Raw genomic sequence first — 19,968 nt, 5'->3', positions numbered from 1 at the left:
CGGGCGTGGCGAGGCGCCGTCATGCATCGGCTTGTGCGAACCGCCGTTCCAACGCAAGCAGTTCCCGCGCGGCGTGCTCGATCTTCGCATGATGTTCGGGCGGCGTCGAACTGAGCAGCGGCAAAATCGGCCCCATGTCGGCGATCTTCGAGAACGTGACCGCGTCGTGCAGCACGCGGATCAGCGAGATATCGTCGCGCAAGGTTTCGAGCGGCAGGAAGGCATCGTGGAGACGCTGCGCCGTGTCCCGATCGCCGGACTTGACGGCGTGCAGCAACGCCATGACCATGCGCGGCGCGATGCATCCCGAACCCGTGGTCCATGCGGCGAGACCGAACTCGCGCACGTGCACGAGCGCCGGCCGCTCGCCCATGCCGGACACCACTTTGGCGGCCGGCACCTGTTGCAGCAGGCGGCGCAGATAAGGATCGTTCGCGGGATCGGCGCGCACGATCGCGTATTTCACGGCCAGCAGCGTGCCACGGTCGACCATGCGCGCCAGCGTGTCGACCTCGACGTAGTCTTCGTTCTTGATGTACAGCGTGAGGGGAATGCCTGCCGTGTCGACGATGCGCGTCAGCCCCGCCTCGACGCCCCCGGAGGTCGTGAAACCGCCGAGCGGCAGCACCATCGCCGTCCGATAACGGCTTTGCGCAAGGATGCGCGCCTGGTCCAGCATTTTTCCGTAGTCGGGACCGATTGCCGGGATCACGCGCGTGCCCGGGCTCGCGGCGTCGGCGAGCAGATCGAGCAAGTCGCGGTATTCGCTGACGGCGACGTGATAAAGATTCGCGTTGCCGCCATACAGCAAGGTGCGCACGCCGCCGGCTTCGATGTGGCGAATCAGCGCCAGGTTTGCGGCGGGATCGAGCGCGTAGTCGGCGCGGCGCGCCAGCGGCGGCACGGCCATGACCGAAGCGGCGAATTCACTGTCGAGTATGGGAGATTCGTTCATGGCGCCTCAAACCCGGTGAACAGGTAGGGGCATTGAAGTTAGCATTGGGCCCGCAAATTTGTCAAACAACTTGCAGGAATCTGAGAATGGTCAGCGACAAAGCCGGAAACGCGTCGTTATATGACAATGAGCGGCCAAGGACACGGAGCCCCGCAAACGGGCAACGAAATCCGACATGTCGAGTGGGAAGGTATCGCGCGATTATGAAGAGGGTTATTAGCCTGAATTAGCTAATAATGCAGGCCGATGAAAAAACAGACCGGTTGCCGCGAAGAGTTTCACCACTTTTATCGGAATCGTCGTGGCGTTCAGGGAATTTCGCATGGGCTGCGTTTCATTCGCTCCCTGGCCGCCCCTCGCAACGCCTTTATGCACATTAGATGTCGGCTTTGCGAAGTTATTTTTAGTGTTAGATTGTGAATACAAAACAGCCGGACGGAATACCGTACCGCAATTAAACCGCAACGGGACGTTGCGAGCCTGAGAGAGTTGAAAATTGCCGTTACACTTTATCGAGCAGATGGCGCCGCTGCAGAACGCCGTCGACGAAGCGGAATGGTTCAGCGCGATTGTCGACCTTGCCGAAACATGGGGTTTCGACAGGCTTTTGATCGCGATGCTGCCGCGCCCGACCATGCGCCTGGAAGACGCTTACGTGCGCAGCACCTATGCGCCGGCATGGCGCCGCGCCTATGACGATCAGGGACTGGCTCACATCGACCCGACCGTCAGCCATTGCGCGACACGCGCCACGCCATTGATCTGGTCGCCGGACATTTTTACTACCGCCGAGCAGCAGTCAATGTACGAGGAAGCTCGCGGGCATGGCCTGCGTGCCGGGGTGACCTTGCCGATTCACGGACCCAACCAGCAAGCCGGCATGATGTGCTTCGTCAACGACAGCAACCCGACCGACGCCTTCTGGCGTCATATCGACGTTGCGTTGCCGAACCTGGTGTTATTGCGCGACCTGGTGATCGACACCGCCCAGCGCCATTTGAATACCCACACTCAGACCTTATTGCCCAAACTCACGCCGCGTGAACGTGAATGTCTGAAATGGACCGCGCGCGGTAAATCCACATGGGAAATCTCCCACATCCTGAACTGTTCGGAAGCCGTGGTGAACTTCCATATGAAAAACATCAGGACGAAATTCGGTGTGAATTCGCGCCGCGCGGCGGCCGTGATTGCGGCGCAGCTCGGGCTTATTGACCCGGGTTGAACAATGCGGCCGCGTCGCGGCTATACAGCACCCGTTCGGCCCGGCCGAGATCCGCGTCGGACACGGTTTTCGTGAAGTACAGACCCAGCAGGATCGAGACCGGCGCCGGAATCTCAGCGCCCGATTCGAACCGGCTGCCGCGCGACTGCGTTACGCCGAAGCGCGCCCAGAAACGGCGCTGGCTCTCTTTTTTCTTTTTGCGGTAAGCAATGATCAAAACGCGGTCCACGGCCGAGGGAGCCTGCGCGGGGCGCGTTTGAATATCGGTTTGCGGTTTCCAGTGATTTTCGAGGAGTTCCATTGTCGTGTCCCGTCGGTTATGTGCAGATGCTGTCTCGAATTCTGCGTTATCCGATAAGCATGCACACCTATCCAGGTAGGTAGGTAGCGCAAAGATTCAGAATGCATAAGTTTTCCTGCGTATTGGGTACCCCAACACGTTCAGGAGAACGTCATGCAAACAGCAATCCGGATTGGAATGCGGCAGGAATTCGACAACGCCGATATCAACGAAATGTACCGTCTACGAGCCCGCGTTTTTCACGGGCGTCTGGGATGGGACATCCCCACTATCGCGGGCATGGAAATAGACGGCTACGACGCACTCGGGCCGCATTACATGCTGATTCAAGGCGAGGACCGGCAGGTGCGCGGCTGTTGGCGCCTGATGCCCACCGAAGGCCCCAACATGCTCAAGGACACGTTCCCGCAATTGCTGCACGGCGCGGAGGCGCCGGTCGGCAGGCACATCTGGGAACTGAGCCGCTTCGCGATCGAAACCAGCGGCGAGGAGCAGTCGTTCGGCTTTGCCGATGTGACCATGCAGGCGATTCACGAGCTCGTCACGTTCGCGGACCGCATGGGCATCACGCGCTACGTCACGGTGACGACGACGCCGATCGAACGGCTGCTGCGCAAGACCGGCATCGAGATCAGCCGGCTCGGCGCGCCGTTGCAGATCGGTGTGGAGCGGGCCGTCGCGCTGGACATCGCGGTGAGTCCGAAAACCCGTACCGCGCTGTTCGGGCCGATCGCCGCCGCGGCTTAGTGGCTGCTTGTTGGCCGCTTGGTCGTGCCCGCTTGGTGGCAACCAAGCGGGCAAATCGCACGCCCCGGGCCGGGAGCTGGACGGCCCGGTGGTGCGGCGACGCAGTGCCGCTCCATGCTCCGCCCGCAACACTGCGGTGAAGCACGCGAACGTCCCAGCCTAGGAGCCGAACATCCGCTCCAGCGCATTCTCGAGATGCGCCCGCATCGCCCTTCCGGCCGCGGGCGCGTCCTTACGGCGAATCGCGTCGAGCACCGCCATATGCTCGGCCTGCACGAGCCGTTGGCGCTCCACCGTTTTCACGAGCGACAGATTGCGCGACAGGTTCATGCTGAACACGATTTGCTCTTCGATAAACGACATGACCGTGATGAAAAACGGATTCTTCGATGCGCGCGCCACCGCCAGGTGGAACATGAAGTCGTCCTTTGCGCCGATACCCCGTGTTTCGATGATGCGCTCCAGTTGCTCCCACGCGTGCTGGATCGCGGCGATGTCGTCGGCGTCGGCCTTGAGCGCCGCCTGCTCCGCCGCGCCCGCTTCCGTCACGATACGAAACTCATAGCAGCGGCGGATGTCGGACAGCGTTTCGAGCGGCGCGAAACGGCGCACATCCGGATCGGGCCGCCGCGCGACCGTGGTGCCCGAACCATGCCGCGTCATGATGATGCCGTCCGCCCGCAAGCGCGCCAGGGCTTCGCGCACGGTCGGCCGCGAAGTCGCAAAGCGTTCGGCCAACGCATGCTCGGTGGGCAGCCGTTCGCCTTCCTTGTATTCGCCTTCGAGAATGCGATTGAGGATGTCGCCGTAGATTTTGTCGGGCAAGCCCGTCGTTTTGCGCTCGTTCATCAGCGGGGCTGAAGCAGCTTGTCTGAGTAGGTTTTGATTGTAAGGCAAATCATGTTTCACCCTAGCCGGCGATATGCGTCATGGATTGCGATGAAGGCCGCCAGTGCTTGCTGCACGGCGCTCTCGCGTCAGGCGGCGGTGTCGTCGAATTTGACAAGTGTTTGATTTACATCCGGCCGCATGGCCGTTTTTCAGCGATCATTAAAACTCGAAGCGGTCATGCACCGTCAAGCCGCCCGGTCCGCCAAGCGGCTGTGGCAATCCGAATCCTTCTGACACGGAGTCGATATGTACCAACGCATCCTTGTAGCGGTCGATGGCAGCCAGACCTCGCGCCGTGCGTTCGAAGCAGCGCTCGCGCTCGCCAAATCCTCGGGTGCGGTTTTGCAGCCGTTGTATGTGGTCGAGAACACGCCGTTGTACTTCGAAGCGCCGGGCTACGACCCTTCGGTTCTGCGCAATCGTCTCATCGACGAAGGCAAGGAACTCGGCGCGGAGTTCGCCAGGTTCATGGCCGCGCAAGGCGTGAAGGGCGAACTCGTGGTAACCGAAGCGTCGTCGCTCGACGACGTTTCCGCGGTCGTGCTGAAGGCGGCCGCCGATTTCAACGCCGATCTGCTGGCGATGGGCACGCACGGCAGGCGCGGTTTCCAGCGTCTGATTCTCGGCAGCGTGGCCGAGCGTTGCGTACGGCAAGCGAGCTTGCCCGTGCTGCTGATTCCATCCGCCGCGGCCAAGGAAAGCAAGGAAGCCGGCTCGGCGTCGTGACGCGCTTCGCGGCGCATCACGAGTGCGGCGGCGCTGCGTCGACGGCTAGAGCCGCGAGCTCCGCCTTCTCACGACGCGCGGCAATTCGCGACGCCAAACAGTCTGACGTCGCGCAAGCGACCCGACCGTGCGAACGCGTCGTTTTGCCGCTAAGCGGCGCGCATGGCCGGTGGGACAATCCGTTGTCATCCCGATCAATGGCTGCCGAACATGCTGACTCCCACCGTTGCTGCTCGCTCCATCGGCAGTGCCGAACCCGCCGCGCAATCGCCGCTGCGCGGCCGCCACATCGCGCCGCCGAGGGCGACCGCGCGCACCGCCGCGCGCTGTTCGAGCTGTGCGATGCGGCAGCTCTGCATGCCCCAAGGTTTGTCGTCCGCCGAACTGTCGAAGCTCGAAACGCTGATCTGCGCCGCGCGCTCCGTGCGGCGCGGCGAAGCGCTGTATCGCAGCGGCGACCGCTTCGACAACATTTACGCCGTGCGCTCCGGCTCGATGAAAACCGTCATGGCGCATCGTGACGGCCGCGATCAGGTGACCGGCCTGCGCATCGCGGGCGAGGCGCTCGGTCTCGACGGCATCAGCGACGACGTGCATGCATGCAGCGCGCTCGCGCTCGAAGACAGCACCGTTTGCATCGTCCCGTACGACGCGCTCAAATCGTTGTGCCGCGAAAGCGGCCCGATGCAGGAGCGTTTGCATAAGCTGCTCGGCGAGCAGATCGTGCGCGAGGCCGCGCAGATGATGGTGCTCGGTTCGCTGTCGGCGGACGAACGTGTCGCCGCGTTCCTGCTCGACGTTTCCGAGCGCAATGCGCAGCGGGGCTATTCATCGGCGGAATTCAACTTGCGCATGACGCGCGAGGACATGGGCAGCTATCTCGGCATGACGCTCGAAACCGTGAGCCGCACCCTGTCAAGATTTCAAAAGCGTGGCCTGATCGACACGCAAGGCAAGCGCATCCGCATCGTCGATTTCGAAGGATTGCGGCAGGTCTGAGCCGCGAGCCGGGGACTGGCTCGCGCCGCCGGACCCCCGTCCACATGCTTTTTCGGCGCGCTTTCGCCTTGGCATGGCTGCTGCGACCGGGTACAGTCTTAGTCCGTCCCCCGCAAGGAGACCCGGCGAAATGAATCGCGACCCCGCCCCGCACCACCCGCTCGTCCAGCGTCTCATCGACGCGCGTCAAGTCACCGACGCATTGTTTTCCATCGTCAAACCCGAGTTTCTGTACGAACGGCCGATCCGGGAGCGCCACCGGATCGTGTTTTACATCGGCCATCTGGAAGCGTTCGATCGCAATCTGTTCGATCAGCGTTTGTGCGATCTGCCGGCGTTCGACCCGCGGCTCGATCAGCTCTTCGCTTTCGGCATCGACCCCGTCGACGGCGGTTTTCCGACCGATCAGCCAGGCGACTGGCCGTCGCTCGACACGGTGCGCGCATATGGTTCGCGCGCGCGCGAACAGATCGACCGCGAGCTCGATGCGCTGACCGACTCGGCGCGTGTCGGCCGCGGCGGCACGCAAGCCGACGCGTCGGAGCAGTTGCTGAATGTCGCGATCGAGCATCGGCTGATGCATGCCGAAACGCTCGCGTACATGCTGCATCAGCTACCGCTCGAACAGAAGGTCACGGACTTGCGCGAGCCGGTACGCACACGTGGCGAACGCGGCGGCGAATTGTCTTCGATGGTCGGCGTGCCGGCCGGCGCCGCGCTGCTCGGCATGCCGCGCGACGGCGGCCGCTTCGGCTGGGACAACGAGTTCGGCGAAATGCGCGTCGACGTGCCCGCCTTCGAGATCGATCGCTACATGGTGACGAACGGCGCGTTTCGCGAGTTCATCGAGGCAGGCGGCTATCGCGAGCGCAAATGGTGGTCGGATAACGATTGGGCGTGGAGGCAAGCCGAGCAGATCGAGCACCCCGCCTGCTGGTCGCGGCCCGACGGAGATCAAGGCGCATGGATGCTGCGCACGATGTTCGACGAAGTGCCGCTGCCGCTCGACTGGCCCGTCTACGTGAGCCACGCCGAAGCGAGCGCCTACGCACGCTGGACCGGCAAGGCGCTGCCCACGGAGGCGCAATGGCAACGCGCGGCGCAGGGTGCGCCGCATGCCGCGTCGGGCAATTTCGATTTTCGCAGTTGGGACCCGCAGCCGGTCGACGCGTATCCGGATAACGTCAGCGCGTTCGGTGTCGAAGGTCAATTCGGGAATGGCTGGGAATGGACGTCGACGCTGTTCGACGCACTGCCGGGGTTTGAAGCGTTTCCGTTTTATCCCGGCTATTCGGCCAACTTTTTCGACGGGCAGCACTACGTGATCAAGGGCGGGTCGTCGCGCACCGCGCGGTGCATGTTGCGACCGGCGTTCCGCAACTGGTTTCAGCCGCATTATCAGCATGTGTATGCGGGGTTCCGGTGCGTGAGGTGATGACTCATCAAGCGGAAGTTGGAAACAAACTCCGGCTTCCGCTTTAACGAAGGTCATTCTTGCAGATCAGCGCACCCGCGGCGCCGCGGCCAACAGGCTGCGCAGGAACACCATGATCATGTGTCCAATGGGCGCCTCGGCCAGCATCGACCGCTGCAGCGCGAGGCCTTGTGAGAGACCCATGAAGGCCGCCGCCAATACGGTCGGCGATTCGGGCGGCACTTTTTCCAGCCTGGCGAAAATCTGCCCGATGCAATAGGCAAGGCCATCACGATGAGCGTCCAGCAGCGCCTGTGAGGCCGTTGCAAAAACGGGGTTGCGGCGTCCCTGAAGCTTGAATTCAACGCCCAACACAGACCATTCGGGCTCTGCATCGAGCGTCTGCGCCCAGACCTCCAACGCGTTCAATATGTCGTCCGCAGACGCAGACGGGTCGCTCAACGTTCGGCCAATGTCGCTCACTTGCGTCCTCGACCGCTCTCGCATCAGTTCCACGAACAGATCTTCCTTGCTCGCGAAGTTCGAATAGAAAGCGCCCTGCGTATAACCTGCCTCGGCCGCGATATCCCTGAGAGACGTACCACCGAAACCTTTCTCGACAAACAGCCGCTTCGCCGCAGCAAGCAAATCTGCCCGAGTCTGCAATCGACTTTCTTCGCGGCTCAGCCGCTGGGGTTTGGTCGCCGTGTACATGGCCGGAAGGATATCAGTTGATATTTAAAATTCAACTCGATAGTATTACGATTGCATTTCACATCTCACTTGAAATCTCACAATGTGGTTATCGGACTCTGGCGACAACTTGGTCATGTATTACGGAAAGAGAACATGAGCAGCAGGGTAAAGATGCTGAAGCAGCAGCTCGCGCAACTCGATGAGCGGATATCGGTCGCCTGGCAGCAGGAGCAGAACGCGGCTATCGAACACGTCCGCCAGGTCATGAACTTCTTCAACCTCGTGCCTAACCAGTTACGCGTCGACCGGCGAGGCACCTACAACACCAAACCGCTTCAGATGAAATACCAGGACCCCGTGACCGGTGCCACCTGGAGCGGCCGCGGCCGCGCGCCGTCCTGGATCCGGAACCGGAGCTACAACGATTTTCTGGTCAAGCCGTCCGACGACGCCGAATCGGACTAGCCGTGGCCGGTCCTAGTGAGCCCAGCGCAAGACGAGTGCGCCGAGGCGCCGGGCGATCTCGACGAGGCTCTGCCGGTATCGACCACTCATTGCTCGAACAACTACGGCCCCTACCAGCATGAAGAGAAATTCATCCCGACCGTCGTCAGGCGCTGCCTCGAGGGAGCCGATATTCCGGTGTGCGGCAATGGCTCCAACATCCGCGACGGTGGGAGAAACCTATAACGTCGGGGGTGCAACGAATGGAGAAACGTCGATATCGTGGCGCTCATCTGCACGCTGATGGACCGGCTCGACCCGACGGAGCGCCGCATGCGCGTCTCGTGAAATTCGTCGCCGACCGTCCTGGTCATGATTGGCGTTACGCGATCGATGCGAGCAAGACGATGCGCGAACTGCAATGGCGTCCGATCGAGAGCTGTGAAAAAGGGATAGCAAGAACGCTGGAATGGCACCTGAATGGGTCGTCGGCGCTACGGAATGCCGGGCAACGTGGTTGAGTTCCTTGCTGTACCGATGGTGCGATTCGCCGCAAATGGATTCGCCGCATGCTCGTTACGCTAGGGGGCAGGGGCCTGCTTTTACTTCCCACGGATGGTTTTGTACCTCACATATCCTGGCGTCGAATGGGTATAAGGTACCGGAGGTGAAGACTTTTCAACGGTTGCCAAAAACGATGAAAACAACTATTGAACTGATAAAAAGCGACCTCTTTCGCGTGGCGGGGCGAATCGACTTGAAATGCTTCATGAGGAAGTTCATTGGCAACGAGGGCTTCAACTACATGTTCTGGTTTCGCCTGGCGAGCGCTCACCGGAACGGCGTAATCGGTTTCATGCTTCGGGCAAAGTTGCGTGCGACTCAACGAAAATTTGGAATCGTCATTCCCGTTGGAACCACGATTGGTCCGGGCTTCTTCATTTCGCATTTTGGCGGCATCGTGGTCAATGAAACCGCCGTGTTCGGTTCGAATTGCAATATTTCCCAATGCACCACGATTGGCAGCAATCACGGCAAGGCCGCCACGATTGGGAACAACGTATATATCGGCCCTAACGTCTGCATCGTCGAAGCAGTGACTATCGGCGACAACGTCACGATCGGAGCGGGCAGCGTAGTGACGAGAGACGTGGTCGCAGGCGTAACCGTCGCCGGTAGCCCGGCGCGCGTCATGACCAACGACGCGGCGCTGAACCGGGAAGGGCGATACATCACGCGGCGTTGGGTGACGTCGCATCCCGAGCCTCGTCAACGATCAGAGGTTTAGCCGCCGCCCTTCATTCACACATTCGCCCCTTTGACGCTTAAGGCACCCCGACACACGATGCGATAGCGTTCGCGGCGGCGTCAGACCAGGAACTTTCGCTCTTCATCGGCCATGCTGGGCGCCGGCAGTAAATCGACGCGTGCGAATCGCACCAGCGCAAACGCCCGCATCGCACCCGCTGTTTCCGGCATGCTTGCGAGCCTCAATTCGATCGTTGCGCCCTCGCGAGCGTATCCGTTCTCCGCGATCACGTTCATGTGATCGAGCCGCAGTTCCCGCTTGACTACATGCAGGTGTTCCGCAGGCGAGCCGAGTACCTCGGCAATAGTCTCCAGACGACGGTCGATCGCCTCGGTCGCGAGTCCCAGACGCGCCATCTCCGCGTCGTTCTTTTCCAGCTCCGCTTGCAGGTGCGCCACCTCCACGAAACTGGACAACGGCTGCGCGCCCAACACGGCGCTCATCCCGCTGCCTTGCCGCTGCAACAGAGCCAGGCGCGTCTTGAGCAGCGCACGCTCCTGCTCGAGCTCGCCGCGGCGCGACACGTCCGCCCCGATTCGTTCGATGGCGACGAGCACGAGCTGATCCACCACACGGCGCACGATCTCCTCTCGAAGCGTGTCTTCGGTGTCGGCGCATACGCGTGCCCGGTGATCGCTGAAGCTCACGGTGGTGAGTTGCACGTCGGTACGCGCCGTCGATTCGTGTTGCGCCACGCCGAATGTCCGCCGTTCAGTCATCGACATGCCGAGCACGGCGAAGACCTCGTTCGCCAAGGGGTGGGCATCGAAATAGGCATGCAGTTCAGTGGCATGACTCAGGACGCGCGGCACCTCTTCCGGCGTGGCGAAAAAGGCCCGAATATACGGGTCCGTCATCCAGGCGGATGCGCTCGCCTCGCGTGCCGGCGGCATGTCGTCCACCAATGCCCGGACATAGTCGAGCGAAGTCGTGACCGACGCCGCGAGGCGCTCACGATAATGCTCCGCGAGCCGCAACTGCGGAGTCAGTTTTGCAATGCGCTCGATGGTGTCGCTCACCTGTGCGGAATTCCGGGTGTGCTTTTCCGATGCGCCTTCACGATGAAACAGCCTGATCAGAATGCTCATTGGTCGCCCTCTTTTGCGGCTCAGTCTTCCCGTTCCAGCAGGATCTGCGCAGTGATGGTGTGATTCTTCCAGAACATGTTGTGAATTCTCGACCGGAGCAGGTTGAGTGCCTCCGCCGAAAGGTTGCTGAACATTAGCAGCGCGACGGGCCGTCCGATTCCCGCGGGCACGCGCTCGATCGAATCGAACGGAGGGAAGCCGTATCTCTGCAGGAACTCGCTGATTTCCTCGTCCAGAACGCTTTCTTCGACATTACCCAGTAAAAGCTCAGCCATGATGTTTTCTCTCCAAAGCCAGATCAGGCCATGATGTTGACGCCGCCGTCGACATACAGCGTTTCGCCGGAAACCCGCCGCGCGTAGGGCGTGGCGAGAAACGCGCAGGTGTAGCCCACATCCATGATGTCGACCAGCTCGCCGAGCGGCGCGCGTTCGACCGCCTCGTTGAGGAGCAGGTCGAAGTCCTTGAGGCCGGAGGCCGCCCGCGTCTTGAGCGGACCCGGCGAAATCGCATGCACGCGAATGCCCTTCGGTCCGAGCTCATAGGCGAGGTAGCGCGTGCAGGCTTCGAGCGCGGCCTTCACCGGCCCCATCACGCTGTAGTTCGGCACGACCTTGTTGGCGCCGTAATAGCTCATCGTGAGCAGGGTGCCGCCCTGGTCCATGAGCGGCGCGGCAAGCGCCGCCATGCGCACGAATGAATGACACGAAATGTCCATCGCGCGCGCAAAGCCCTCGCTGGAGCAATGCAGCAGTCCGCCATGCAGATCGTCTTTCGGCGCCCACGCGATGGAGTGCAGCAGAATGTCGAGACGTCCCCAGCGCTGCCCGATCTGCCCGAATACCGATTGAAGCTGCGCCGCGTCACCGACATCGAGCGGCAGCAGAAGCTCTGCGCCAAGCTCGCTCGCCAACGGTTCGACATAAGGCTTCGCCTTCTCCGAGGCGTAGGTGATGGCCAGATCCGCGCCGAGCTCGCGAAACGCCTTGGCGCAACCGTATGCAATCGAGTGTTCGTTGGCAATGCCGGTGACCAGCGCTTTCATGCCCGCTAGTACAGGACGTAATCCCTCGGCGGGTTCAGACGACATGACGTTGCTCCTTCATTTGAGAACCTCGCGCGTATGGCGCGCGATCATCAGCTCTTCGTTGGTCGGGATGACCCACGCCGACATCCGGCTCGATGCCGTGGTGATGAGCGCTCCGCCGTTGCGGTTCGCTTCGGCGTCGAGTTCCGCGCCGAGCCAGGCCGCGTGCCGCACCACGCCCTCGCGAATCGCCGCCGCATGCTCGCCGATTCCCGCCGTGAAAACCAGCGCGTCGATCCCGTCCATTGCCGCGGCAAGCGCGCCAAGCTCGCGCGATATGCGGTAGATGTAAAGCTCGATGGCGAAATGGGCGTGAGGATCGTCGCTGGCGAGCAGCACGCGCATGTCGCTCGATACGCCGGATACGCCGAGCAGACCCGAGCGGCGATAGATCAGATCCTCGACGGCATGCGCATCCATTCCGAGCGCTTCCATCAGGTAGAGCACGACGCCGGGGTCCAGGCTGCCGCACCGCGTACCCATCGGCAATCCGTCCACGGCGGTGAAACCCATCGTGCTCGCCACGCTCCTGCCCGCCACGAGCGCGCACATGCTCGCGCCGTTGCCAAGGTGCGCGACCACGGTGCGTCCGCTTGCCGCCTTCGGCGCGACGTCGGGCAGCACACTCGCGATGTACTCGTAGGAAAGCCCATGAAAGCCGTAGCGCCGCACGCCCAGGCCGGTGATCGATCTGGGCAGCGCGAACGCCTGGGCCACCTCGGGTTGCGTGCGATGAAAAGCCGTATCGAAGCACGCCACCTGAGGCACGCCCGGTTGCAATTCGCCGAGAATGCGGACGGCCTTCAGGTTGTGCGGCTGATGCAGCGGCGCGAGCGGCGTAAGCTTCTCCAACTCGTCCGTTATGTCAGGCGTGACTCGCACGGGACCGCTGAAGCGCTGCCCGCCGTGTACGACGCGATGGCCGATCGCGACGAGGCTGTGCCCTTCGCGATGCTCGCTCAGGAACGCGCCGATAATCTCCAATCCTTGCCGGTGGTCCAGCTCGCCGCCGTCGCTCCGTTCACTCGCATGGTGCTCGCCGTGACGGTCGACGGCTTCGAACCGCGCGGTGCTCGTGTACAGGCCCTCGACCTGGCCATGCACGACCAGATCGAGCGCGTCGCCCTGCTCCTCGAATGCGGAGAACTTGATGCTCGACGAGCCTGCGTTCAGAACCAGAATCACATCTGCCATGACGTCACCCGACGATCTTCGCGGCTTCGCGCCGCGCCTGCGCGACGAGCACCGCCACCGCACAGGAGGCGAGCCGCGTAATGAGCGAATCCGCGCGGCTCGTCAGGATGATCGGCACACGCGCTCCGAGCACGATGCCGGCCGCGTCCGCGCCCGCGAGGAACGACAGGCTCTTGGCAAGCATGTTGCCCGCTTCGAGGTCGGGCACCATGAGGACATTGGCGCGCCCGGCCACGGGCGAATCGATCTGCTTGATGCGCGCGGCCTCGGGGTCGATGGCGTTATCGAGCGCAAGCGGGCCGTCGACGAGCGCACCCGTGATCTGCCGCCGATCCACCATCTTGCATAGCGCGGCGGCTTCGATGGTCGAGGGCACCTTTGGGCTGACGGTCTCCATGGCCGAGAGAATCGCCACCCGTACCTCCGGAAACTGAAGCGCGTGCGCAAGGTCGATCGCGTTTTGCAGGATGTCGACCTTTTCCTCCAGCGTCGGCGCGATGTTCACGGCGGCGTCGGTGACGATCAGCGCGTCCGCGTGGGCGGGCACGTCCATCACGAAGCAATGGCTGACGCGCCGGCCGGTGCGCAGCCCCGCATCGCGCCGGACGACCTCGGCCATGAGCTCGTCGGTGTGAAGGCTGCCTTTCATCAGCGCCTCGGCCTTGCCCTCTCGCACCAGTTGCGTGGCCGCGGCTGCCGAGGCCTCGCTGAACGGCGCGTCGACGATCTGATAATCGCTAATCGAAAGCTTGCACTCGGCGGCAAGCGATTCGATGCGAGCGCGCGGCCCGACGAGGATCGGCACGATCAGGCCGCTGCGCGCCGCTTCCACGGCGCCTTCCAGCGAGCTTCTGTCGCATGGATGGACCACGGCCGTGGGCATCGGCGCGAGTGTCTGACAGTGGGCAATGAGCTGGCGATACTTCGCGTGTCTGGGTTCCACGGACGAGTCCTCAGTGGGAAATATGGGCACGCTCATGACAGAGCGTGCTCTGGCCGCACCGCGGGAGCCGCGCCGAGCACCGCGCGAATGCGTTGCAACGCGTCCCATTGGTGCGCGGTCGGCGGCACGCTTTGCACGCGCGTGTCGGCCAGCAGACTGTCCAGCAACGTCAGCAGCCGCTGGCGGTCGTCCGGTTTGGCGAGCAGCGCGGGAAGCGTCGCGATGGCCTGTTGCGGCTCATAAGTCGCGATGAGTTCCTGTTCGCCGCGAACGCGCCGCCACTGATCGGGCGGCAAGCTCGGCAGATATTCGGCGTAGGCTTCAGCCAGTTCACGCTGCGTCGCAAGCCGGGCAAGCGAGAGCGGCTCGCCGCTGCGTCCAAGCAGGAAGGCCGCGCGCGCAACCGCTTCGTCGTAGCCGCCCTGCGCGATTGACGCCAATGCCTCCTTCACGAAAGGCAGTTCGCGCGGATTAGTAGCCGTGGACACGGCGATCTCGCGACTGCGATACCGTTGCGCGAAATGAAGCAGGAAGGGCGCGGTGTAGAGGCTGAAGAACAGCGACTCGGTGCCGGCGTCGCGCATCGCCCGATAGTGGTCGAGCGAGGCGCTGACGATTTCCGCGCCGCGATGTTCGAGCGCGCGCCACGGCGCGATATCGTCGGCATGCTGCCGGTTCGCCTTGACCGCTTCAGCCGCCGGGCGCAGCCAGGCAAGCCACGGATTCAGATCCGAAAAGGCCCAGCGCTGAAAGCGTAGCGGATGAAACTGGCGCAGGCATCGCGCAGTGGTCTCGTTCGACATCCACTGAACGTAGGGCTGCATGAACAATTCATAGGCGCGCTGGTTGAATTCGGAAAGCTCGGCAACGGCTTCGAACGGCTTTTCGTCCTCGCGCTTGAAGCGGTTGAAATGCTGCGCGATTTCTTCGAGACGATGTTCGACGAATGTCACCTCGTAAGCGACCTTCCCGTCGGCGCCGTTCACCTCGTCGATCAGCATCGCGTAGAGGCCCGGCGCGAGCGTCTCGATCATCTCGAGCACGTTGACAATCTGCGCATGCTGCTTCTTCGCCACCTTGCCCGACACGAAAACGCCAAGATGTCCGGCCTCCTGGTCCATCAGCCCGATGATGACCTGGCCGCGCGCCTTGATTTCCTCGGTGCTGCCATAGAGATCGGTCACCCAGTTGAAGGCCTGCTGCGGCGGCGTGATGTTGTCGCCCATCGAGGCGAACAGGATGATCGGCGAGCGGATCTCGCGCAGGTCGAACGCCTTGCCCGAAACGCCGCGCACTTCGCCCGACCAGAGCTTGTTGCCGATGAACAGATTGCGCGTGATCCACTCGATCTCTTCGCGGTTCATCAGGTAGTAGCCGCCCCACCAGCGCTCGAATTCCAGAAAGCGTGGCGGCTCCGTGTCGATGTTGTCGTAGACGTGGTAGTACTTGTCCCACAACGTGTTGGCCGGGTTCAGGTTCTCGAAGTTCTGCACGAGATAGGCGCCATCGAACTTGCCGTTGCCGAGATCGGACGAAAACGACGCGAGCCACGTGCCGCCCAGTATCCCGCCCGCATAGCGCATCGGATTGTCGCCTGCGCCGTCGCTCCACGCGCCGCTCCAGTACGACATCGGCGCGCCGTTGATGACGACGGGACCGGTATCCTCCGCCGACGAACTCGCGAGCATCATCGCGGCCCAGCCGCCCTGGCAGTTGCCGATGATGGCCGGCTTCGCGCTGTCGGGATGCAGCGCACGCACCTTCCTGACGAACTCCTGTTCGGCGGCGCATACGTCGAGCAGGGTCTGGCCGGGTTCGGGGTTCTGGAAGAACACGACGAAGTACACGGGGTGGCCCGCGCGCAGCGCGACGCCGACCTGCGAATCGTCTCTGAAGCCGCCAATGCCCGGACCGTGGCCGGCGCGCGGATCGATGATCAGATAAGGCCGCTTTTTCGCGTCGACGATCACGCCTTCGGGCGGCTTGATATACAGCAGCGCGTAATTGACGGGGCGCGGGAAATGCCTCGCGTCGAGCACGATGTCGTAGTCGAAATGAAGCGCGGGCTTGAGTTCCTGCGAAGCGCGTTCGACGTATTGCGTGCCGCGCTCGCGCATCGTGTCCCAGAACAGCAGCGAGCGCTGTGCGACGTCGACGGCGTAATGCCATGCGCTCAAGGGGTTGAGTTGCGCCGCGAATGAGGTCACGCTCTGGTCGCTGCCGGCGTCGCCGTCGACGGCTGCGCGCAACCGTTTCCCGTATTGCTCCATTGCGTTCTGCGTGCGCTTTTCCAGCACGCACGCGACTTTCCCGGCAATTTCCTGACTGCGCGCCAATTGCGTGGCTGCGTCCATGACACCGTCCTCCGTTGCTACATTGATTGAGCCGCGCTAGCGGCTGCCCCGCAGGCTGCTGGCGGGCTCGATGATTCGTGCGCGCACCGATAACGCATGCAACTCGTGCAGCGTACGCGTGCGGCTTTGGTCTGTTGTGACCTAGATCAATCGTGCGGCTGCCGATAGACGAAGGCAGGATGCCGCACCAATGCGGGGCGCATCTAATGGTGCTGACGAAGTGTCCGCGCCTGCTTCGAAACACGCGGCGGCGTGGTCACGTTTTGAACGACGAAGTCAGCAGTGCCAGCCACGTCGAGGAGGTGGAGGGAATGCACGAGCAGGTAACGCGGGAAACAAGGGGAGCATTGCCGGCACCGCGACAAAACCTCGACTCCATAAAAAAAGGACGCCGATTTCTCGAACGTCCTTGGCCCTGCAATGACTGCATGCAGCAGTCAGGTCATCGGCGAATTACCAGACATACCCGGCACTAGCGCCGACCGCTACCGTGCCGCGCGAGTTGGTCGAACCACCGCCCTTCAGGATCCACTTGCCGTTAGGCGTGTAGGTCGACAGACCGAATGCGACTGCCGACTGTCCGCCATATGTGCCGCCCGACATGCCCACCACGCTCTTTCCGGCAGCCGGTGCCTGCGGCAGCATGCTCAGTGCGACGGCGGACGCCGTTCCCGCGTTCGAGTCGCGGCGATAGCCTTCCATGTCGGAGCGCACGCTGCCGATCTGGTCGTTCATCTGCTGCACGTTGACCGCATCGGTCGGTGCGGTGCCCGCCGCGACGTTGGTGATCTGGCGTTCGTTGCCGATCGAGCCCACCGAGACGCTGTTGTCCCGATCCGCCACCGAACCCGCGCCCAGTGCGACGGAGTTGTTTCCATTCGCGCTGGCGTTCGCGCCCAGTGCCGTGCTGTTCTCACCCGATGCCATTGCGCCCGCACCGTTCGCCGTGCTGCTGCTACCCGACGCCGTCGCGCCGACACCCGTGGCCGTGCTGTTGATGCCCGTTGCCACCGCGCCGTTGCCGAGCGCCGTGCTGTTCGAACCCGACGCGTTCGCGTTTGAGCCCACCTGCACACTGCCATCGCCGCTGCCCGGCAGCGACGGATCGATCGTGCCGCCACCCGACGCGCCGCTTTCGATGTTCGACACACGGTCGTTCATCTGAGGGTCAATTTCGGGTACAGTCACGAGCCAGTCCGCCTACATTCATTCTTATATTCTGCGGGGGTCCACATGAGCACGATGAAGATTCGTGTCGTACTCGCCGACGATCATCCGGCACTGCTTTCGGGTATCAAACATGCGCTGTCCGTGCTTCCCACGCTGGACGTCGTGGGTACCGCCGGAGATTCGGGCGAACGTATCAGGCTGCTGAACGCGGTGCCCTGCGACGTCGTCATCACCGACTACGCAATGCCCGGCGGCGAGTATGGCGACGGCATGACCCTGCTGGCTTATCTGCGAAGGACTTATCCGACGCTCAAGATCGTGGTCTTCACGACCATAGAAAACCCGGCTATCGCTCAGGAGATCGCCAACCTGGGGGTGCATGGGGTATTGGGCAAATCGCATGACACCGGTCACCTGATCTCGGCGATTCATGCCGTGTACGCGGGCGCCACGTACTTCCGCCTCACGTCGCGCGCGCCCGAGGGCGCACATGCCGAACTCGCCCCTAACGCGAGTGCACGCACGCGCACGCTGACCACGCGTGAAATGGAAGTGGTGCGGCTTTTTGTATCCGGCATGTCCGTCAACGAAATCGCGGAGCGGCTTCATCGCACGAAGCAGACCATCAGCTCGCAGAAGACGCGGGCAATGCGCAAGCTCGGTATCGACCGCGACGCCGATCTGTTCCGGTTTGCGTACGAAACGGGGCTCGCGGTCGCGACCGATGCGCCCGGAACCAGTTCCGCGGGCAACCTCGCCATCGAATGAGCGGCGCGCTTGCGCGCCGCCGCGAAGCCGCGAGGAGAAGGCACAGGCTTCCACTCGCGCTATGAACGGCGCTTCTTCCATGCATAGTCCGCGGGTGGGTCCGCTGCGCCCGAGCGTCCAACCGATTGCGGATTCTCGCTGCACAACGTCACAAAGCTGACGCCGCCGCCTTGCAATTGGGCATTGCGTAAAACCTCGGTGAATTTGAGCGCTTCCGCGAGCGCGCCAGGGTCGAAGCGCCTGAAGCGGGCGGATTCCTGTCCGGGGTTGCCGCTCGCGCTGTCGAGTCCACTTTCGAGCCAATAGACAACGAACATCACAGGCTCCATTTCGAGCGCAATGAGTTAAAGAAACCGCGATCGCACAACCGCGATCATCTGAAGGCACGAACCGCACGCGTCATACCTGAAACCAGGAATGCTTTAATAAAAATGTGGCAAACCGTAAAATCTGCCGAATTAACGGCTTTCGTTAAATCAATCGGCATATCGTTCCCGCGGCGCCTTCGAATTAACTCGCCATTGCGGTTTCGTCACGCGAGTTCGTAGTTTTACGTCACCCGAAACCCCTGCACACTCCGAAAACTACGCGAGTGCCAATTGTCGGACGATTTATTCGCTTCTAGAATTGAGCCACGTCCCGGCGCTCGCTTGCCCGAATCGGCGCGAGCGCGAGCCAGCTCCGCGTAGGCCTGTCGGGCGCTTGCGGAGCGGCAAAACGGAACACGAAGTTCCAGCGGAAAATCAATCAATGAGCGAAACGGGCGAAGAGCACACCGCTTTATTCACCTTCGGCGATACCCAACTCGATCACGAGGGCGCACAGGCGGCGCCGGACACGGCGCTGAGCGCCGGTGGGCAGGGGCTGGCCGGTATCGGCCGGCAGTTGCTCGAAGCACCGGGCAGCGAGGCACGGCAAGCGCTCATGCGTGAAGTGATCCAGCGCGCGGGGTTCGACTCGCTCTGCTATTGCCATATCGTGCGGATTGGCGAATTCGTCAGCCGCGCCGCCTGGTTCGACACTTACTCGCCGCCCGGCTGGGCCGAGCGCTATGGGCGCGAGCAGTTCTTCCAAATCGATCCGCGCGTGGCCTATGCGTGCCGTTTCGAATGGCCGTTCGCGTGGGATCTGGAATCGATGTTTTCCACGCCGATGGCCGAGCGCTGCGAAGCCTTCGCGCGCCGCTTCAGCCATGCGGCGAAGCAGGCGGGCCTGCAGAGCGGCGTGAGTGTCGGCCTCGCCACCGGCAATCCGCTCGAGCACTGCATCATCACGCTGTCGAGCACGCAAACGGGTCGCGGCTGGATCGCGGACACCACGCTCGGCGAAGCGTACGCAATCGGCGTGGGCCTGCACACCTTCATCGAGGCGCGCGCGCGCAGTCTGCTGCCCTCGCTGACGGCCGATACGCTCAACGACGTGCAGCGTTCGATCCTGCGCTTCGTCACGCAGGGCTTGAGCGATCGTGAAATGGCCGAATCCCTGTCGATGTCGGCGCACAACGTCGGCTATCACTTGCGGCAACTGAAGAAAATCTATAACGCGCAGAACCGCGTGCAGCTCGCGTATATCGCGGGCTGCATTCTCGGCGACTGACGCTGTACGCTCGCGGCCGCTGTCACGCGGACGGCCGCACCACCACCTGGCTACGGGACAT

General features: G+C 62.6%; 23 protein-coding genes. 11 read left to right on the top strand and 12 right to left on the bottom strand.

The annotated features are described in order from the left end of the window. Positions 1 to 19: 19 nt before the first annotated feature. Positions 20 to 955, bottom strand: a complete 936-nt coding sequence (locus tag ACOCG7_RS02455; protein WP_114163936.1) for a dihydrodipicolinate synthase family protein — start codon at positions 953 to 955, stop codon at positions 20 to 22. A 520-nt stretch (positions 956 to 1,475) separates the two neighbouring features. Between ACOCG7_RS02455 and ACOCG7_RS02450 the strand changes: the two genes are divergently transcribed. Then, a complete protein-coding gene (locus ACOCG7_RS02450) occupies positions 1,476 to 2,180 on the top strand; it encodes a helix-turn-helix transcriptional regulator (protein ID WP_114163937.1) in 705 nt (234 codons plus the stop codon). Here the strand turns inward: ACOCG7_RS02450 and ACOCG7_RS02445 are convergent. Beyond that, on the bottom strand, positions 2,164 to 2,481 hold the full coding sequence (locus tag ACOCG7_RS02445; protein ID WP_083082817.1) for a hypothetical protein: 318 nt from the start codon (positions 2,479 to 2,481) through the stop codon (positions 2,164 to 2,166). The genes ACOCG7_RS02450 and ACOCG7_RS02445 overlap by 17 nt on opposite strands. A 153-nt stretch (positions 2,482 to 2,634) precedes the next feature. Between ACOCG7_RS02445 and ACOCG7_RS02440 the strand changes: the two genes are divergently transcribed. Then, on the top strand, positions 2,635 to 3,228 hold the full coding sequence (locus tag ACOCG7_RS02440; RefSeq protein ID WP_073431532.1) for an acyl-homoserine-lactone synthase: 594 nt from the start codon (positions 2,635 to 2,637) through the stop codon (positions 3,226 to 3,228). Positions 3,229 to 3,387: 159 nt separating this feature from the next. On the opposite strand, the gene ACOCG7_RS02435 is transcribed toward ACOCG7_RS02440, so the two are convergent. Then, complete coding sequence (locus ACOCG7_RS02435) at positions 3,388 to 4,077, bottom strand: FadR/GntR family transcriptional regulator (protein ID WP_073431533.1); 690 nt, start codon at positions 4,075 to 4,077, stop codon at positions 3,388 to 3,390. 288 nt (positions 4,078 to 4,365) lie between these two features. Between ACOCG7_RS02435 and ACOCG7_RS02430 the strand changes: the two genes are divergently transcribed. The 3 genes from ACOCG7_RS02430 (at position 4,366) to ACOCG7_RS02420 (ending at position 7,279) form a co-directional block, all read left to right on the top strand. Next, positions 4,366 to 4,845 (top strand): universal stress protein, encoded by a 480-nt coding sequence (locus tag ACOCG7_RS02430; protein WP_421376687.1) that lies wholly within the window; start codon positions 4,366 to 4,368, stop codon positions 4,843 to 4,845. A gap of 210 nt (positions 4,846 to 5,055) precedes the next feature. Further along, positions 5,056 to 5,844, top strand: a complete 789-nt coding sequence (locus ACOCG7_RS02425; RefSeq protein WP_421376685.1) for a helix-turn-helix domain-containing protein — start codon at positions 5,056 to 5,058, stop codon at positions 5,842 to 5,844. Between the two features lie 130 nt (positions 5,845 to 5,974). Then, positions 5,975 to 7,279, top strand: a complete 1,305-nt coding sequence (locus ACOCG7_RS02420; protein ID WP_073431535.1) for an SUMF1/EgtB/PvdO family nonheme iron enzyme — start codon at positions 5,975 to 5,977, stop codon at positions 7,277 to 7,279. A gap of 66 nt (positions 7,280 to 7,345) precedes the next feature. Here the strand turns inward: ACOCG7_RS02420 and ACOCG7_RS02415 are convergent, their stop codons facing one another. Further along, complete coding sequence (locus ACOCG7_RS02415; RefSeq protein ID WP_073431536.1) at positions 7,346 to 7,972, bottom strand: TetR/AcrR family transcriptional regulator; 627 nt, start codon at positions 7,970 to 7,972, stop codon at positions 7,346 to 7,348. Between the two features lie 135 nt (positions 7,973 to 8,107). Here ACOCG7_RS02415 and ACOCG7_RS02410 point away from each other — a divergent pair, with 135 nt between their 5' ends. The 4 genes from ACOCG7_RS02410 (at position 8,108) to ACOCG7_RS02395 (ending at position 9,686) form a co-directional block, all read left to right on the top strand. Next, complete coding sequence (locus ACOCG7_RS02410; protein ID WP_073431537.1) at positions 8,108 to 8,419, top strand: H-NS family nucleoid-associated regulatory protein; 312 nt, start codon at positions 8,108 to 8,110, stop codon at positions 8,417 to 8,419. A 15-nt stretch (positions 8,420 to 8,434) separates the two neighbouring features. Beyond that, positions 8,435 to 8,644, top strand: a complete 210-nt coding sequence (locus ACOCG7_RS02405) for an NAD-dependent epimerase/dehydratase family protein (RefSeq protein ID WP_227470563.1) — start codon at positions 8,435 to 8,437, stop codon at positions 8,642 to 8,644. A gap of 98 nt (positions 8,645 to 8,742) precedes the next feature. Then, entirely contained in the window at positions 8,743 to 8,919 is a 177-nt protein-coding gene (locus ACOCG7_RS02400; RefSeq protein ID WP_227470565.1) for a hypothetical protein, read from the top strand. 146 nt (positions 8,920 to 9,065) lie between these two features. Further along, the gene (locus ACOCG7_RS02395) at positions 9,066 to 9,686 is read left to right on the top strand and encodes a serine O-acetyltransferase (protein WP_277998139.1); all 621 of its coding nucleotides are present in this window, start codon (positions 9,066 to 9,068) and stop codon (positions 9,684 to 9,686) included. Between the two features lie 80 nt (positions 9,687 to 9,766). Here ACOCG7_RS02395 and ACOCG7_RS02390 read toward each other — a convergent pair whose 3' ends face one another. The 7 genes from ACOCG7_RS02390 to ACOCG7_RS02360 all read right to left on the bottom strand — a co-directional run bounded on the left by ACOCG7_RS02390 (position 9,767) and on the right by ACOCG7_RS02360 (position 17,534). Continuing rightward, the gene (locus tag ACOCG7_RS02390; RefSeq protein ID WP_347142853.1) at positions 9,767 to 10,684 is read right to left on the bottom strand and encodes a hypothetical protein; all 918 of its coding nucleotides are present in this window, start codon (positions 10,682 to 10,684) and stop codon (positions 9,767 to 9,769) included. Between the two features lie 131 nt (positions 10,685 to 10,815). Further along, a complete protein-coding gene (locus ACOCG7_RS02385; protein ID WP_073431540.1) occupies positions 10,816 to 11,070 on the bottom strand; it encodes a hypothetical protein in 255 nt (84 codons plus the stop codon). A gap of 23 nt (positions 11,071 to 11,093) precedes the next feature. Then, entirely contained in the window at positions 11,094 to 11,885 is a 792-nt protein-coding gene (gene fabI / locus ACOCG7_RS02380) for an enoyl-ACP reductase FabI (protein ID WP_073431541.1), read from the bottom strand. Between the two features lie 12 nt (positions 11,886 to 11,897). Next, positions 11,898 to 13,076 (bottom strand): acetate/propionate family kinase, encoded by a 1,179-nt coding sequence (locus ACOCG7_RS02375; RefSeq protein WP_073431542.1) that lies wholly within the window; start codon positions 13,074 to 13,076, stop codon positions 11,898 to 11,900. A gap of 4 nt (positions 13,077 to 13,080) precedes the next feature. Then, positions 13,081 to 14,127 carry a phosphate acetyltransferase gene (locus ACOCG7_RS02370; RefSeq protein ID WP_176035764.1) on the bottom strand — a complete coding sequence of 349 codons (1,047 nt, stop codon included), beginning with the start codon at positions 14,125 to 14,127 and terminating at the stop codon, positions 13,081 to 13,083. Next, positions 14,052 to 16,373: a DUF3141 domain-containing protein gene (locus ACOCG7_RS02365; RefSeq protein ID WP_073431544.1), complete on the bottom strand. Its 2,322-nt coding sequence runs from the start codon at positions 16,371 to 16,373 to the stop codon at positions 14,052 to 14,054. Before ACOCG7_RS02365 ends, ACOCG7_RS02370 begins: the two co-directional genes overlap by 76 nt. 453 nt (positions 16,374 to 16,826) lie before the next feature. Further along, on the bottom strand, positions 16,827 to 17,534 hold the full coding sequence (locus ACOCG7_RS02360; RefSeq protein WP_083082825.1) for a YadA family autotransporter adhesin: 708 nt from the start codon (positions 17,532 to 17,534) through the stop codon (positions 16,827 to 16,829). A gap of 72 nt (positions 17,535 to 17,606) precedes the next feature. Between ACOCG7_RS02360 and ACOCG7_RS02355 the strand changes: the two genes are divergently transcribed. Continuing rightward, positions 17,607 to 18,311, top strand: coding sequence for a response regulator (locus tag ACOCG7_RS02355; RefSeq protein ID WP_421376678.1), 705 nt, complete (start codon positions 17,607 to 17,609; stop codon positions 18,309 to 18,311). Positions 18,312 to 18,370: 59 nt separating this feature from the next. Here the strand turns inward: ACOCG7_RS02355 and ACOCG7_RS02350 are convergent, their stop codons facing one another. Beyond that, positions 18,371 to 18,628, bottom strand: coding sequence for a hypothetical protein (locus ACOCG7_RS02350; RefSeq protein WP_073431545.1), 258 nt, complete (start codon positions 18,626 to 18,628; stop codon positions 18,371 to 18,373). 433 nt (positions 18,629 to 19,061) lie between these two features. Here ACOCG7_RS02350 and ACOCG7_RS02345 point away from each other — a divergent pair, with 433 nt between their 5' ends. After that, positions 19,062 to 19,907 carry an autoinducer binding domain-containing protein gene (locus ACOCG7_RS02345; RefSeq protein WP_073431546.1) on the top strand — a complete coding sequence of 282 codons (846 nt, stop codon included), beginning with the start codon at positions 19,062 to 19,064 and terminating at the stop codon, positions 19,905 to 19,907. The last annotated feature ends 61 nt before the right edge of the window (positions 19,908 to 19,968 follow it).

This window comes from Paraburkholderia sp. DD10 (genome assembly GCF_049177125.1).
GTDB classification, from domain to species: Bacteria; Pseudomonadota; Gammaproteobacteria; order Burkholderiales; family Burkholderiaceae; genus Paraburkholderia; species Paraburkholderia terricola.
This window is presented reverse-complemented; position numbering and strand designations above follow the sequence as displayed.